The 15,397-nt window shown below is 72.5% G+C and carries 15 protein-coding genes; 13 read left to right on the top strand and 2 right to left on the bottom strand.

Annotation, left to right across the window (positions count from 1 at the left end):
* Positions 1-494: PA14 domain-containing protein (locus CHF15_RS06765; protein ID WP_245938693.1), on the bottom strand; the 494-nt coding region annotated here is incomplete at its 3' end.
* A gap of 182 nt (positions 495-676) precedes the next feature.
* Here CHF15_RS06765 and clpB point away from each other — a divergent pair.
* Both clpB and CHF15_RS06755 read left to right on the top strand, forming a co-directional pair.
* The gene (clpB, locus tag CHF15_RS06760; protein WP_089222666.1) at positions 677-3,274 is read left to right on the top strand and encodes an ATP-dependent chaperone ClpB; all 2,598 of its coding nucleotides are present in this window, start codon (positions 677-679) and stop codon (positions 3,272-3,274) included.
* A 106-nt stretch (positions 3,275-3,380) separates the two neighbouring features.
* Positions 3,381-3,911: a type III secretion system chaperone family protein gene (locus CHF15_RS06755; protein WP_089222722.1), complete on the top strand. Its 531-nt coding sequence runs from the start codon at positions 3,381-3,383 to the stop codon at positions 3,909-3,911.
* A 114-nt stretch (positions 3,912-4,025) separates the two neighbouring features.
* Here CHF15_RS06755 and CHF15_RS06750 read toward each other — a convergent pair whose 3' ends face one another.
* Entirely contained in the window at positions 4,026-5,198 is a 1,173-nt protein-coding gene (locus CHF15_RS06750; RefSeq protein WP_089222665.1) for a pyridoxal phosphate-dependent aminotransferase, read from the bottom strand.
* Positions 5,199-5,300: 102 nt separating this feature from the next.
* Here CHF15_RS06750 and CHF15_RS06745 point away from each other — a divergent pair, with 102 nt between their 5' ends.
* The 11 genes from CHF15_RS06745 (at position 5,301) to CHF15_RS06695 (ending at position 15,359) form a co-directional block, all read left to right on the top strand.
* Positions 5,301-5,585: a hypothetical protein gene (locus tag CHF15_RS06745; protein WP_089222664.1), complete on the top strand. Its 285-nt coding sequence runs from the start codon at positions 5,301-5,303 to the stop codon at positions 5,583-5,585.
* Between the two features lie 309 nt (positions 5,586-5,894).
* Positions 5,895-6,437: a DUF2617 family protein gene (locus tag CHF15_RS06740; RefSeq protein WP_089222663.1), complete on the top strand. Its 543-nt coding sequence runs from the start codon at positions 5,895-5,897 to the stop codon at positions 6,435-6,437.
* Positions 6,438-6,546: 109 nt separating this feature from the next.
* Positions 6,547-8,115 carry a polyamine aminopropyltransferase gene (locus CHF15_RS06735; RefSeq protein ID WP_089222662.1) on the top strand — a complete coding sequence of 523 codons (1,569 nt, stop codon included), beginning with the start codon at positions 6,547-6,549 and terminating at the stop codon, positions 8,113-8,115.
* A 57-nt stretch (positions 8,116-8,172) separates the two neighbouring features.
* Entirely contained in the window at positions 8,173-9,060 is an 888-nt protein-coding gene (locus CHF15_RS06730) for an SRPBCC domain-containing protein (protein WP_089222661.1), read from the top strand.
* Between the two features lie 10 nt (positions 9,061-9,070).
* The gene (locus tag CHF15_RS06725) at positions 9,071-9,901 is read left to right on the top strand and encodes an aldose epimerase family protein (RefSeq protein ID WP_089222660.1); all 831 of its coding nucleotides are present in this window, start codon (positions 9,071-9,073) and stop codon (positions 9,899-9,901) included.
* A gap of 10 nt (positions 9,902-9,911) precedes the next feature.
* Positions 9,912-10,451, top strand: a complete 540-nt coding sequence (pyrE, locus tag CHF15_RS06720; RefSeq protein WP_037731532.1) for an orotate phosphoribosyltransferase — start codon at positions 9,912-9,914, stop codon at positions 10,449-10,451.
* A gap of 190 nt (positions 10,452-10,641) precedes the next feature.
* On the top strand, positions 10,642-11,664 hold the full coding sequence (gene fbaA / locus CHF15_RS06715) for a class II fructose-bisphosphate aldolase (protein WP_089222659.1): 1,023 nt from the start codon (positions 10,642-10,644) through the stop codon (positions 11,662-11,664).
* A 75-nt stretch (positions 11,665-11,739) separates the two neighbouring features.
* Entirely contained in the window at positions 11,740-12,153 is a 414-nt protein-coding gene (locus CHF15_RS06710) for a DUF3151 domain-containing protein (protein ID WP_089222658.1), read from the top strand.
* 205 nt (positions 12,154-12,358) lie between these two features.
* Positions 12,359-13,192: a tryptophan 2,3-dioxygenase family protein gene (locus tag CHF15_RS06705; RefSeq protein ID WP_089222657.1), complete on the top strand. Its 834-nt coding sequence runs from the start codon at positions 12,359-12,361 to the stop codon at positions 13,190-13,192.
* Positions 13,185-14,411, top strand: coding sequence for a kynureninase (kynU, locus tag CHF15_RS06700; RefSeq protein WP_089222656.1), 1,227 nt, complete (start codon positions 13,185-13,187; stop codon positions 14,409-14,411). The genes CHF15_RS06705 and kynU overlap by 8 nt, the downstream gene beginning before the upstream one ends.
* Positions 14,412-14,414: 3 nt before the next feature.
* On the top strand, positions 14,415-15,359 hold the full coding sequence (locus CHF15_RS06695) for an alpha/beta hydrolase family protein (protein ID WP_245938692.1): 945 nt from the start codon (positions 14,415-14,417) through the stop codon (positions 15,357-15,359).
* The last annotated feature ends 38 nt before the right edge of the window (positions 15,360-15,397 follow it).

Genomic DNA, 15,397 nt, shown 5'->3' with positions numbered 1-15,397 from the left:
GTCGTGCGGGGTGTGTAGGTGAACTTGACGTTGGCGCTGCCCTTGAAGGCGGCGTAGTCGACGCGGAGGGTGTGTTTGCCCTTGGGGATGGTGAGGTTGAGGGTTTTGGTGCGGGTGGTGGTGACGTCTTTCCAGAGGTCGATCTTGCGGGTGCCGTCGAGGTAGACGCGGATGCCGTCGCGGGTGGCGGCGGTGAAGGTGAAGGGGCCGCCGGAGCCGAAGTCGCGGGTGAGGTTCCAGCGGACGCCGAAGTTGTCTTTCGGCAGGGTGACGCCGGTGGGGTCGCCGGTGCCGTAGTTCTCGTTGATCGAGGTGTCGCAGGTGGTCTTCTTCGGGGTGCCCTTGAAGGTGGTGTTCGCGTAGTACGACGCGACCCAGACCCCGGTGGAGCAGGTGGTGGCCGCGTGGGCGGCACCGGCGGGCAGCGCGAGGCAGGTCGCGCCGACGGTGACGGTCATGGCGGCGGCCTGGGCCGCCCTGATGCGTATGAACATGTGAAAGATCCCCTCCCGAAAGGATGTTCGCACGTGTGATCGACGTCGGTGGGGTCTTTCCGCCGAAGCGTGGGCCGGATGGCGGGCGCGCCTTGGAAAACCAACCTTGAGTGGAATAGACTCAACTTGTCTTACGCTGGAAAAGGCAGCTTCGATGGGTCGAGAAGGAGGAGTACGCGGACGTGGACACCGAGCTGACCAACAAGAGCCGGGAGGCCCTGAACGCCGCCAACACCAAGGCGGTCTCGGCCGGGCATGCGGATCTGACCCCCGCGCACCTGCTGCTGGCGCTGCTGGAGCAGCCGGAGAACGACAGCGTGCTGGACGTCCTCGCGGCGAGCGGCGCGGGCGCCGCCGCGGTGCGCTCCGGCGCCGAGCGGCTGCTGGGCGGGCTGCCCAGCGTGCAGGGCAGCACGGTGGCGCCGCCGCAGGCGAACCGCGAACTGCTCGCCGTGATCGCCGACGCGGCGGGGCGGGCGAAGGAACTCGGGGACGCGTACGTGTCCACCGAGCACCTGCTCATCGGCATCGCCCTCAAGGGCGGCGCGGCCGGTGAGCTGCTGAACCAGTACGGTGCGACCGGCAGCAAGCTGCAGGACGCCTTCGAGCAGATCAGGGGAGGTCAGCGCGTGACGACACCCGACCCCGAGGGCACGTACAAGGCGCTGGAGAAGTACGGCACGGACTTCACCGCGGCGGCCCGCGAGGGCAAGCTCGACCCGGTGATCGGCCGGGACAACGAGATCCGGCGCGTGGTGCAGGTGCTCTCACGGCGAACCAAGAACAACCCGGTGCTCATCGGTGAGCCCGGCGTCGGCAAGACGGCCGTCGTCGAGGGCCTGGCGCAGCGCATCGTCAAGGGCGACGTGCCCGAGAGCCTGCGCAACAAGCGCCTGGTCGCCCTGGACCTGGGCGCGATGGTCGCGGGCGCCAAGTACCGCGGCGAGTTCGAGGAGCGGCTGAAGGCCGTGCTGGCGGAGATCAAGGCGAGCGACGGCCGGATCATCACCTTCATCGACGAGCTGCACACCGTCGTCGGCGCGGGCGCCGGCGGCGACTCCGCCATGGACGCGGGCAACATGCTCAAGCCGATGCTGGCCCGCGGCGAGCTGCGCATGGTCGGCGCGACCACCCTCGACGAGTACCGCGAGCGGATCGAGAAGGACCCGGCCCTGGAGCGCCGCTTCCAGCAGGTGCTGGTGGCCGAGCCCAGCGTCGAGGACACCATCGCGATCCTGCGCGGCCTGAAGGGACGCTACGAGGCGCACCACAAGGTGCAGATCGCCGACGCCGCGCTGGTCGCGGCGGCGACGCTCTCCGACCGCTACATCACCGCCCGCTTCCTGCCCGACAAGGCCATCGACCTGGTCGACGAGGCCGCCTCGCGGCTGCGCATGGAGATCGACTCCTCGCCGGTCGAGATCGACGAGCTGCAGCGCTCCGTCGACCGCCTGCGCATGGAGGAGATGGCGCTGGACAAGGAGACCGACGAGGCCTCCAAGCAGCGCCTGGAGAAGCTGCGCAAGGACCTCGCGAACAAGGACGAGGAGCTGCGCGGTCTGACCGCCCGCTGGCAGAAGGAGAAGGAGGGCCTGAACCGGGTCGGTGAGCTCAAGGAGCGCCTGGACGACCTGACCACCCGGATCGAGCGCGCCCAGCGCGACGGCGACTTCGAGGCCGCCTCCAAGCTGCTGTACGGCGAGAAGCCGAAGCTGGAGGAGGAGCTCGCCGAGGCCACCGAGGCCGAAGAGGTGGCCAAGCGCGGCACCATGGTCAAGGAGGAGGTCGGCCCGGACGACGTGGCCGACGTGGTCGCCGCCTGGACCGGCATCCCGGCCGGCCGCCTGATGGAGGGCGAGACCCAGAAGCTGCTGCGCATGGAGGACGAGCTCGGCAAGCGCCTGATCGGCCAGTCCGAGGCCGTGCGCTCGGTGTCCGACGCGGTGCGCCGCTCGCGCTCCGGTATCGCGGACCCCGACCGCCCGACCGGCTCCTTCCTCTTCCTCGGCCCGACCGGCGTCGGCAAGACCGAGCTGGCCAAGGCGCTGGCGGACTTCCTCTTCGACGACGAGCGGGCCATGGTCCGCATCGACATGAGCGAGTACGGGGAGAAGCACTCCGTCGCACGCCTGGTCGGCGCCCCGCCCGGCTACGTCGGTTACGAGGAGGGCGGTCAGCTGACCGAGGCGGTGCGCCGCCGCCCGTACTCCGTGGTGCTGCTGGACGAGGTGGAGAAGGCCCACCCCGAGGTCTTCGACGTCCTGCTCCAGGTGCTCGACGACGGCCGGCTCACCGACGGCCAGGGCCGTACGGTCGACTTCCGCAACGCCATCCTCATCCTCACCTCCAACCTCGGCAGCCAGTACCTGGTCGACCCGGTGCTCGGCGCCGAGGAGAAGAAGGAGAGCGTGCTGGAGACGGTGCGGGCGTCCTTCAAGCCCGAGTTCCTCAACCGGCTCGACGACATCGTGGTCTTCAGCGCCCTGAACAAGGACGAGCTGCGCCGTATCGCCCGGCTGCAGACCGACCGCCTGGCGGTCCGGCTGCGCGACCGGCGGATCGCCCTCGACGTCACCGACGAGGCCCTGGACTGGCTCGCCGAGGAGGGCAACGACCCCGCCTACGGAGCCCGCCCGCTGCGCCGCCTGGTGCAGACCGCCATCGGCGACCAGCTGGCCAGGGAGATCCTGGCCGGCGAGGTCAGGGACGGCGACACGGTACGGGTCGACCGGGCCGGTGACCGGCTGCTGGTGGGCGCCACCACCGGCAAGACCCTCTGAGGCCTTCCGCGCGCATCCCACGCGAATGGGGTACGGCGGGCCGCGCTTGCACGGAGCGGCCCGCCGTGAGGGAGGATGGGTGTATCCGTACGAAGGGAACTCCAAGGTGAGCATCGACCCGTCCTCGATTCCGAATTTCGGGGGCCAGCCGGACCCCCAGCCCGGCTCTGCCGGGAACGTGGTCATTCCTGACCAGGATCTGGTCAAGCAGCTGCTGGAGCAGATGGAGCTCAAGTACGTCGTCGACGAGGAGGGTGACCTCGCGGCGCCATGGGAGGAGTTCCGCACCTACTTCATGTTCCGGGGTGAGGAGGACCAGCAGATCTTCGCGGTCCGCACCTTCTACGACCGGCCGTACAGCATCGAGGACAAGCCTCAGCTGCACGAGGCGCTCGACGACTGGAACCGCCGCACCCTGTGGCCGAAGGTCTACACCCACACTCACGACGACGGCACGGTCCGTCTGATCGGTGAGGCCCAGATGCTGATCGGCCTCGGCGTCGGTCTGGAGCACTTCGTCTCCAGCACCGTCAGCTGGGTCCGGGCCTCCATCGAGTTCGAGAAGTGGATCCTCGAGGCCCTCGGACTGGAGAAGGACGCGGAGTCCACGGACGACGACGGCGACGGCGAGGACTGAGCCCGCCCCGCACGGACGCGCACACCGACCGCGTCGGGGCAGCCCGTCCGCCACGCGACCGCCGCTGAGCGGGCGTGCGCGGGCGGGCTGCCCTGTTCCGCTCCCCGCGCCGCCTCAGAGCCGGCGCAGCCGCTCCACGCTCTCCCGCAGCACGTCCTCGCGCTTGCAGAAGGCGAAGCGCACCAGGCTGCGGCCCTCCTCCGCGTCGTCGTAGAAGATCACGTTGGGCACCGCGACGACCCCGCAGCGTTCGGGCAGCGCCCGGCAGAACGCCAGGCCGTCCTTCTCGTCGAGCGGCCGGATGTCGGTGGTCACGAAGTACGTGCCCTGCGGGCGGAAGACCCGGAACCCGGCCTGCTCCAGGCCGTCGGAGAGCAGGTCCCGCTTGCGCCGCAGGTCCTCGCGGAAGTCCCGGTAGTAGGTGTCGGGCAGCCGGAGGGCCTCGGCCACGGCGTACTGGAACGGTCCCGCGCTCACGTACGTCAGGTACTGCTTGGCCGCCCGCACCGCGCTGACCAGGGCGGGGGAGGCCGTCACCCAGCCGACCTTCCAGCCGGTGAACGAGAACGTCTTGCCCGCGCTCGAGATGGTCACCGTGCGGTCGCGCATCCCCGGGAAGGACGCGAGCGGCACGTGCTCGGCCTCGTACGTCAGGTGCTCGTAGACCTCGTCGGTGACCACGATCAGGTCGCGCTCGACGGCCAGCTCCGCGACGGCCGCCAGCTCCTCGCGGGTGAGGACCATGCCGGTCGGGTTGTGCGGGCTGTTCAGCAGCAGCAGCCGGGTCCGCGGGGTGACCGCCGCGCGCAGGGCGTCCAGGTCCGGCCGGAAGGACGGCGCGCGCAGGGTGAGCGGGACGCGCCGGGCGCCGGCCATGGCGATGCAGGCGGCGTACGAGTCGTAGAAGGGCTCGAAGGCGATCACCTCGTCGCCGGGTTCCAGCAGCCCGAGCATGGCGGCCGCGATGGCCTCGGTGGCGCCCGCGGTGACCAGCACCTCGGTGTCGGGGTCGAAGCCGAGCCCGTGGAAGCGCGACTGGTGCTCGGCGACGGCCTGCCGCAGTTCGGGCACGCCGGGCCCGGGCGGGTACTGGTTGCCGCGGCCGTCGCGCAGCGCGCGTACGGCGGCCTCGCGCACCTCCTCAGGACCGTCGGTGTCCGGGAAGCCCTGGCCCAGGTTGATCGCACCGGTACGGACGGCGAGGGCGGACATCTCGGCGAAGATCGTGGTCCCGAACTCGGCGAGTGCGCGGTTGAGCGGAGGTCGCGAGGAGGTCATGACCGCCATCCTCCGCCGAACCTCTGGACTTCCTCAACTTTGCTTTCGTCCCCGGACGGCGGGGGCATCACCGTCGCACAACGGAAAGCAAGGAAAACGGGGGTGGGAACGATGGAGGCCTTCATCATTCTGCTGGTCTTCGGCGCGATAGGGCTGCTCGTCCTGGTGGTGTGGAACACCAGCCGCGGCCACCGGCGGCGGCGTTCGCACGGCTCCGGCGCGGCCGCGGCCGAGGCCGGTGGCGGGATGAGCTGGTGGGCGGGGGACTCGGGTTCCGGGGACGGGGGAGGCGGTGGCCACCACGGGGGAGGCCACCACTCCTGCGGCGGCGGGAGCTCGTGCGGGGGAGGCGGCAGCTCGTGCGGTGGGGGCGGCGGCTGCGGCGGCGGAAGCTGACGATACGAAATTGCGTATTGCCCGTGCCGAATCGCATATGCGCCCGGCGGGTTGTTCACCCGTCGGGCGCATTTGTAGTGAACACCTGAACCCGTCCGGGCCCTTGGGGATGCCCTTGGGGATGTAAAGCGGGTGGAGATGGGTAAAAACGCTGAAGGCGACGCGCCATTCATGATTGCGTATTCACCGACCCCCCGTGGGCACGAGCCGACGGACGTCCTCCCCCACAGGCGCGGGTCGGCGCGTCCTCTCCCCCCATGCCCGTGACCTTCCCTCGCTTGCTCGCGATGTGCCTGCGGAGCCGACTTCATGCTCACCACGCTTCAGACCGCCTACACCGACACCCGCGCCGGCGACCTGGCCTGGTGTCTGGGGAAGGACGAACTGCCGGCGCTCGCCGTGCTCGACCGCGAGCTGCCCGGCACCGCCGCCGTGCCCGCCGTGCCCGCCGCGCCCCGCGTGCAGGTCCAGCTGCGGCTGCTCGGGGCATCCCACCAGGTCATCCTGGACTCGCCGCGCGGCCGCTGCTCGGAGACCGTCGCCTGCATGCCGGGCAGCAGCGCGCCGCTGCCGTTCGGCGTGGCGCGGCGGATCGCCGGCTGGGACTACGAGTTCGCGGCGCGGATCGAGACGCTCTCCCGCGGGTGCTTCGCCGGCCGGGCGCAGGAGCTGCTCGCCCTCGTGGCCGATCACCCCAACGGCCTGGCGGGGACCTTCCCGGGTGATCCGCTGGCCTTCACCGCGATGCTGCTGCAGTACCGCGGCGGCAGCGTCCTGTGGCGCACCTGGCACGCGTACCCCCAGGAAGGACGGCTGGTGGCGACCCGTTCGACCCTCAGCGCGCAGCCGTGAGCACGGTGGTACGGCAGCGCCCGGCGCGGCGTCAACGCGCCGCCGCGTGACACGAATTGCACCCCTGTGGGTGACGTGGACCGCCAAAAACCTGACATAGCGTGCAGTCATGATCGACCAGTCCGCCTCCCGTACGGCCAGGGCCGCCCCGCGCTTCCGCCGGCCGCGGCTCCCGGTCCCGCCGGCCGCGGCCAGGGCGCTGGTCCTGGCCGCGGTCTTCGTCTGCGCCGCCTGCGGCCTGGTGTACGAACTCGAACTGGTCGCCCTCGCCTCGTACCTGGTCGGCGACTCCGTGACCCAGGCGTCGATCGTGCTGTCCGTGATGGTCTTCGCCATGGGGGTCGGCTCGCTGCTGGCCAAGCGGCTCAGCTGCGCGCCGGCCATCGGCTTCGCCGCCGTCGAGATCGCGCTGGCGCTGGTCGGCGGGCTCTCGGTGATGGCGCTGTACGCGAGTTTCGCGTGGTTCGGCCAGTCCCGGCCCGCGATGGCGGTCTTCGCCTTCGCCATCGGTGTGCTCATCGGCGCCGAGATCCCGCTGCTGATGACGCTGATCCAGCGGATCCGGCGGCAGGACGCGGGCGGTGCCGTCGCCGACCTCTTCGCCGCGGACTACGTGGGCGCGCTGGTCGGCGGCCTCGCGTTCCCCTTCCTCCTGCTCCCCTGCTACGGCCAGCTGACCGGGGCGCTCGTCACGGGCGCGGTCAACGCCGTGGCGGGCGGCGCCATCGTGCTCTGGCTCTTCCGCGGGGACATCACGCCGCGTGCCCGCGCCCGGCTGCTCGCCGCCAACGTCGTGGTCCTCGCGGTGCTCGCGGGCGCGGCCTGGACCGCCGGGCCCTTCGAGCGGGCCGCCCGGCAGGCGGTGTACGGCGGTGACGTGCGGCTCGCCGAGCAGACCGGCGTCCAGGAGGTCGTGCTCACCGCGGCGCCGCTGCAGCTCTTCCTCGACGGCCGGCTGCGGGTGCGCGGCCGCGACGAGTACCGGTACCACGAGGCGCTGGTGCACCCCGCGATGGCGGGCCGGCACCGCCGGGTGCTGATCCTCGGCGGCGGTGACGGGCTGGCGCTGCGCGAGGTGCTGCGCCACCGGGAGGTCGGCTCGGTGACCCTCGTGGACCCCGACGCCCGACTGGTCGCCCTGGCGCGGGACGATCCCGCGCTGGCCCGGCTCAACCGGCACGCCTACCGCGACACCCGGGTCCGCGTGGCCGCCGCCGACGTCTTCGACTGGCTGCGGCGCGAGCGGCCGCCGCGGCCGTCCGGCGGGTACGACGTCGTGCTCGCCGACCTCCCCGACCCGGGGATCTCGCGCAGCGCGAAGCTGTACTCGCAGGAGTTCTACGGACTGGTCCGGCGCACGCTGGCCCCGGGCGGCCGGCTCGCGGTGCACGCGGGCGCACCGGGTGCCGACCGGCGCGGCTTCTGGACGGTCGACGCGAGCGTACGCGCGGCCGGGCTGCGCACCGCCGACTACTGGATCGGCACCGGCCGCGGCGACGAGGACTGGGGCTTCGTCCTCGCCGCCCCGCTCCGGGCCCCGGCGCTGCGGCTCGCCGCTGACGCGCCGCGGCCGCGGTCGCTGTCCCCCGCGGCGCTCGCCTCGGCGGCCCGGCGTGCCGAGCGCGCACCGCTGCGCGACGTGCCCCCGTCGACACTGATGCATCCGCGCTCCGGGTGAGGGCGAACCGGCGGTGAAAGGGCACCGAAGGGCCGCCCGGCGGATTAGGCTCGCGGCATGGAGCCGCATGAGGTGTTCGTTCCGTTTCCGGCCGAAACCATTCGCCGGTCCCTCGCCGATCTGGAGCGCGTGGCCCGTTGCGTGCCCGGCCTCCAGCGCGATGCCGGCGCCGAGGACGGGCTCGCCGGCCGGCTGAGGCTCCGGATCGGCGGCTCGACCATCACCTACCGCGGCACCCTGCGGCTGGTGCCGCGCGGCGGCGGGCTCGCCGTCGAGGGCGAGGCGGTGGAGGCGCGCGGCGCGGGCACGGTCAAGCTGGCGCTGGAGCTCGGAGTGGACGGCGTGTCGGGCGGCGCGCTGCTCACCGTCACCGGCTCCGTGCAGGCCGACGGGCGGCTCGCCGACCACGATGAGGCGACGGTCACCGCCGCGGGCCACCGGTTGCTGGACCGTTTCGTCGCGGCGCTCACCTCGGACCTGGAGGAGCACGCCCCGGCCGGGGCGCCCGAGTCCCCCGCCGAGCCCTCCGCGGCGGACACCGTAGAGGACCTCACCGACGACCTGCCCGCGCAGCTCGACGAGTTCGCCGGGCACGACGCCGAGGAGCTGCAGGAAATGCAGGAACTCCCCGAGCCGCAGGACGCGGACGGTGAGGCCGCCGGGGAGGTGCCGCCCGCGGGCGGCGCGGCGGCCGGGGTGCCCGAGGACCCGGCCGGGATCGACCTGCCCGCCGAGGCCGCGCACGCCCGCCGCACCCTGATCGGCCGCAGTGCCGAGGAGGTCGACCACGCCCCGCCGCGCGGCCGCTACGCGCCGGTGCCCGCACCGCAGAGCGGTGCCGCGACCGCCTCGCTGCGCCGCTACGCGCCGGCCGCGGCGGCGCTGCTGCTGTCCGCGGTGGTCGCGGGGCGGGTGCTGCGGCGGCGCAGGCGTTCGTTCCCGTAGGGTCTGATCCGTGGCGACGGATGAGACCCCTGACGGGCGAGACGACGAGCACGCTGTCCGACTCGAAGCCGGAGCGGCACGGCTGACGATCCTTCCGGATCTCGGCTGCCGTGTCGGCTCGCTGACGGTCGGCGGCGTCGAGCTGCTGCGGCAGGGCCCCAACTTCGGGTCGTTCCCGATGGTCCCCTGGTGCGGCCGCACCAGGGACGGGCAGTTCCGCAACGGCGGGGTGCTGCACCAGATGCCGCGCGACGCGGGCCCGCACGCCATCCACGGCACCGGCCGGCACGTCGCCTGGCGGACGGCCCCGGGCACCACCGGCGGCAGCGCCTGCTTCTACTACGACCTGGCCGAGCCCTGGCCGTACAAGGGCCGGGTCAGCCAGCGCTTCGAGCTGTCCGAGGACCGCCTCGACCTCACGATGAGCGTGGAGACCACGGACGACTCCTTCCCGGCCCAGGCCGGCTGGCACCCCTGGTTCCTGCGCAACCTCGGCCGGGGCGGGCAGGACGCCCTGATCGACTTCACCCCCGGCTGGATGGAGGAGCGCGGCGACGACCACCTGCCCACCGGCCGCCGGGTGGAGACCAAGCCCCGCCCCTGGGACGACTGCTTCGGCATGCCGGACGGTGTGGACGTCACCCTGACCTGGCCGGACGAGCTGCGGCTGCGGATCACCAGCCCCGCCGAGTGGGTGGTCGTCTACGACGAACAGCCCCCGGCCATCTGCGTGGAGCCGCAGTCGGGTCCCCCGAACGGGCTGAACACCGCGCCGCGCCTGGTCACCCCGATCGATCCGCTGGAGGTCCGCGCGACCTGGGCCTGGGAGCCGCTGGGCTAGGCTCCTGACCATGAGCGACGCGCGTGATGCCCTGCTGCAGCAGATCAAGGACAAGGCCGTGGTGCACGGCAAGGTGACCCTCTCCTCGGGTCTCGAGGCCGACTACTACATCGACCTGCGCCGGATCACGCTGGACGCCGAGGCCGCTCCGCTGGTGGGCCAGGTGATGCTCGACGTCACCGCCGACCTGGACTTCGACGCCGTCGGCGGACTCACCCTGGGCGCCGACCCGGTCGCCACCTCGATGCTGCACGCCGCCGCGGCCCGCGGCCGCAGGCTGGACGCCTTCGTGGTGCGCAAGGCGCAGAAGGCGCACGGGATGCAGCGGCGCATCGAGGGGCCGGACATCAAGGGCCGGCGGGTGCTGGTCGTCGAGGACACCTCGACCACGGGCGGTTCGCCGCTGACCGCCGTGGAGGCCGCGCGCGAGGCCGGGGCCGAGGTCGTGGCCGTCGCTGTGATCGTCGAGCGGGGCGCCGCTCCGGCCATCGCGGAGGCGGGTCTTCCGTACGTCCGCGCGTTCGGTCTGGACGATCTCGACCTGGGCTGACTGGTCGTCTGACCTGCGCTTTTCCTCAGGGGTGAAGGGTTTCACGTGAAACCCTTCACCCCTGAGGTATGTCCGTGGTGCGCAGTGTGTGGAGCTCTCGCGCGAGTCTGCCAAGATGGGGGCGACGATGACGTCGATCCCAGGTCAGGGTCACTCACCGAACAACCCGCACATCACAAGGAGCGGACACATGCCCATCGCAACCCCCGAGATCTACAACGAGATGCTCGACCGGGCGAAGGCCGGCAAGTTCGCCTACCCGGCCATCAACGTGACCTCGACCCAGACCCTGCACGCCGCGCTGCGCGGATTCGCGGAGGCGGAGAGCGACGGCATCGTCCAGATCTCGACGGGCGGCGCGGAGTTCCTCGGTGGCCAGTACAAGAAGGACATGGTCACCGGTTCGGTGGCGCTGGCCGAGTTCGCGCACGTCGTCGCCGAGAAGTACCCCGTCAACATCGCGCTGCACACCGACCACTGCCCGAAGGACAAGCTGGACGGCTACGTGCGCCCGCTGCTGGCGATCTCCCAGGAGCGTGTGGCGGCCGGCCGCAACCCGCTGTTCCAGTCGCACATGTGGGACGGCTCCGCGGAGACCCTCGACCACAACCTGGCCATCGCCCAGGAGCTGCTGGCCGAGGCCGCCAAGGCGAAGATCATCCTCGAGGTGGAGATCACCCCCACCGGTGGCGAGGAGGACGGCGTCACCCACGAGATCAACGACAAGCTCTACACCACGGTCGAGGACGCCATCCGCACCGCCGAGGCGCTCGGCCTGGGCGAGAAGGGCCGCTACCTGCTGGCCGCCTCCTTCGGCAACGTCCACGGCGTCTACAAGCCGGGCAACGTCGTGCTCCGCCCCGAGCTGCTGAAGGAGCTCGCGGAGGGCGTCGCCGCCAAGTTCGGCAAGCAGGACCCGTTCAACTTCGTCTTCCACGGCGGCTCCGGCTCCACCAAGGAGGAGATCGCCACCGCGCTGGAGAACGGCGTGGTCAAGATGAACATCGACACCGACACGCAGTACGCCTTCACCCGCCCCGTCGCGGACCACATGTTCCGCAACTACGACGGCGTGCTGAAGATCGACGGCGAGGTCGGCGACAAGAAGACCTACGACCCGCGCAGCTGGGGCAAGCTGGCCGAGGGCGGCATGGCCGCCCGCGTCCACGAGGCCTGCCAGGACCTGCGCTCCGCGGGCACCAGGCTCAAGTAACCGCCCCGCACGGCGGCACGCACCGGGCCCGGCCCTTCCACGTGGAGGGGCCGGGCCCCGGCCATACTGGAACCCATGGCCATCAACGAGAACCTGCTCGGGGGACCGCCCCCGACGAACCTGCCCGACGACCCCGAGCCGCGCGAGCTGCTCGCCTCGGGAGCGGCCCCCTCCGAGGTCGCCGCCAAGTACCCGGTGTCCTCCCTGGCCTGGGCGCAGCTCGCGGACGACGCCTTCGAGGCCGGCCGGGTCGTCGAGTCGTACGCCTACGCCCGCACCGGCTACCACCGGGGCCTGGACGCGCTGCGCCGCAACGGCTGGAAGGGCCACGGTCCGGTGCCCTGGGAGCACGAGCCCAACCGCGGCTTCCTGCGGGCCCTGCACGCCCTGGCGCGGGCCGCCCAGGCGATCGGCGAGCAGGAGGAGTACGAGCGCTGCAGCACCTTCCTGCGGGACTCCTCGCAGACCGCGGCCGACACCCTCGGCTGAGCCACCGCCCCGCCGTCGACCACGGCATCCACCCGCGACCTGCCCGGCGTGCCGCCGGGCAGGTCTTGCCGTACCGCGCTCTGACCACGCATGATGCCCGTTGGGCCCGGCGCCGGTAGAGCGCGGGCCCGAGGGGACCGGGGTCCCGCCGCGACGGCGTGCGGGACAGACCGCTACCTGGTAGCTCGTATCCACGGAGACACCGATGTCCCACCGCCCCGACGTTTCCCAGGCGGCCCCCGAGGCCCCGAACCTGGACTTCGAAGGGACCACCCCGTACGAGGACTACGTCCAGGCCGACGTCCTCACCCATCTGCAGCACCCCCGCTCCGACGACCCCGGCGAGATGGTCTTCCTGGTGACGACCCAGGTCATGGAGCTGTGGTTCACCGTCATCGTGCACGAATGGGAGACCGCCTCCCGTGCGCTCGCGGCCGACGACCTGCCGACGGCGCTGGCCGCGCTCAAGCGCAGCACCTACGAACTGCAGTCGCTCAACGCATCCTGGGAGCCGATCGCCCACCTCACCCCGGCGCAGTTCAACGCCTATCGCGCCGCCCTGGGCGAGGGGTCGGGCTTCCAGTCGGCGATGTACCGGCGCATGGAGTTCCTGCTCGGCGAGAAGTCCGCGTCGATGCTGGTCCCGCACCGCGGAGCGCCGCGGGTGCACGACGAACTGCAGAAGGCGCTGCACGAGCCCAGCCTCTACGACGAGGTGCTGCGGCTGATGGCCCGCCGCGGCCACGACATCCCGCAGCGCGACGACCTCTCGCAGCGCTACGAGGCCGACCCGGCCGTCGAGCGGGCCTGGCAGGCCGTCTACTCCGGTGACCAGGAGAGCGAACTCGTCCGGCTGGGCGAGGCGCTGACCGAGGTGGCCGAGCTGGTGTGGCGCTGGCGCAACGACCATCTGGTGGCGACCCGCCGCGCGATGGGCGCCAAGACCGGCACCGGAGGCTCCGCCGGGGTCTCCTGGCTGGAGAAGCGCGCCACCAAGAACGTGTTCCCCGAGCTCTGGACGGCCCGCAGCCATGTCTGACGCGACGAAGCCCACCGAGTCCCCCGCGGCGAAGGCCGCCCGTCTCGACACGACCGACGAGCTGGCCAAGCTCCGCGACCGCTTCGTCCTGGACGACGCCACCGTCTACCTGGACGGCAACTCCCTGGGCGCGCTGCCCGCGGGCGTGCAGGACCGCATCGCCGACGTCGTCGGGCGCGAGTGGGGGCAGTTGCGCATCCGCTCCTGGACCGAGAGCGGCTGGTGGACGGCGCCGGAGCGGATCGGCGACCGCATCGGAGCGCTGACCGGTGCCGCCCCCGGCCAGATCGTGGCCGGTGACTCCACCAGCGTCAACGTCTTCAAGGCCGTCGTCGGCGCCGTCCGGATGGCGCAGCAGGCCGACCCGGCCCGCGACGAGGTGCTGGTCGACGCCACCACCTTTCCCACGGACGGGTACATCGCGGAGTCCGCGGCCCGCATGACCGGGTGCGCGATCCGCGCGGTCGACGCCGCGGACATCGCCGCCGCGGCGGGCCCGCGCACCGCCGTCGCGCTGGTCAACCACGTCGACTACCGCACCGGCCGGCTGCACGACCTGCCGGGCACCACCGCCGCCGTGCACGCGGCCGGCGCCCTGGTGGTCTGGGACCTCTGCCACACGGCCGGTGCCCTGCCGGTCGGCCTGGACGAGCACGGCGTGGACCTGGCCGTCGGCTGCACGTACAAGTACCTCAACGGCGGCCCCGGCGCGCCCGCGTACCTGTACGTCCGCCGTGACCTGCAGCCTCGTTTCGACTCCCCGCTGCCCGGCTGGAACTCCCACCGCGACCCGTTCGCGATGGAGGCCGCCTACCGGCCCGCCGACGGCAGCGTCCGCGGCCGGGTCGGCACCCCGGAGATCCTGTCGCTGCTGGCGCTGGACACGGCCCTCGACGTCTGGGACGGCGTGTCCCTGGACGCCGTCCGGGCCAAGAGCCTGGCCCTCACCGACTTCTTCCTGGAGTGCGTCGCGGCGTACGTGCCGGACGGCGTCGTACGGTCGGTCACCCCGGCCGAGCACGCGGAGCGGGGCAGCCAGGTCGCGCTGCGCTGCTCCGACGCGGGCGCGGTGATGGGCGAGCTGATTGCCAGGGGCGTCGTCGGCGACTTCCGTGAGCCGGATATCCTCCGCTTCGGATTCACCCCGCTGTACACGCGCTTCGCCGACGCGGAGCGGGCGGCGCGGGTGCTGGCCCAGGTCCTGGAAGGAACGCGGTAACGCATGTCCGACCCCACCTCGTCGAGCGACACCATTCCGGCACGGGCCGACGGCCGCGCCGACGCGGTGGGGCCGAAGTCCGCTCCGCGGGACCCCGCGGAGCGGATCGCGGCCGAGGAGGCGTCCGCGTTCTCGCACGCCCCCGTCCCGCCGGACGCCACCGCCGCCTACGGTGAGCACCCGGACCAGGTCGTGGACTTCTACCGCCCGCGGCACGCGGCCGGCGGCACCCGTCCGGGGCCGCTGGTCGTGCTGCTGCACGGCGGCGCCTGGCGGGCGGCTTACGACAGGACGCACGTCTCGCCGCTGGCCGCTCTGCTCGCCCGGCACGGCTTCGCGGTGGCCTCGGTGGAGTACCGCCGGGGCAACGGCGGTACGGCCGCGGGCCGCTGGCCGGACACCTTCGACGACGTCGCGGCCGCCACCGACGCGGTGCCGGAGCTGGCCGTGACCGCCCTCGGCGCGGACGGCGTGGACGTCCGGCGGATCGTGCTGACCGGTCACTCGGCGGGCGGGCACCTCGCGTTGTGGGCGGCCGCCCGGCACGTACTGCCGGCCGGCTCGCGCTGGCACCGCCCCGTCGCGCCGGCGCTGCGCGGGGTGGTGGCGCTCGCGCCCATCGCCGACTTCGATGCCGCCGTCGCGCACGACGTGTGCTCCGGAGCGGTCGCCCAGCTCCTCGGCGGGCCCGAACTGCTCGCCGGGCGCCGGGCGGAGACCGACCCGGCCGCGCTGCTGCCCACCGGCATCCCCGTGACCGTCGTGCACGGCGACTGCGACGAGGTCGTCCCGCCGCAGGTCGCGGAGGCCTTCGCGGCGGCCTCGGCGAAGGCGGGGGAGGAGGTCCAGCTGACCCTGCTGGAGGGGGTGGGCCACTTCCCGGTGATCGACCCGGCGGCGGACGCGGCGGCCGTGGTCGCCGAGGAGATCGCCCAGCTCGCCTGGTGAGGCCTCCTCCCGCGTGGGGGTCCTCCTTGAGGATGACG

Origin of the sequence: Actinacidiphila glaucinigra (assembly GCF_900188405.1) — a bacterium.
In the GTDB taxonomy this organism is placed as follows: domain Bacteria; phylum Actinomycetota; class Actinomycetes; order Streptomycetales; family Streptomycetaceae; genus Actinacidiphila; species Actinacidiphila glaucinigra.
Note: the sequence above shows the minus strand (reverse complement) of the source record. Positions and strands in the feature narration are given on the sequence as shown.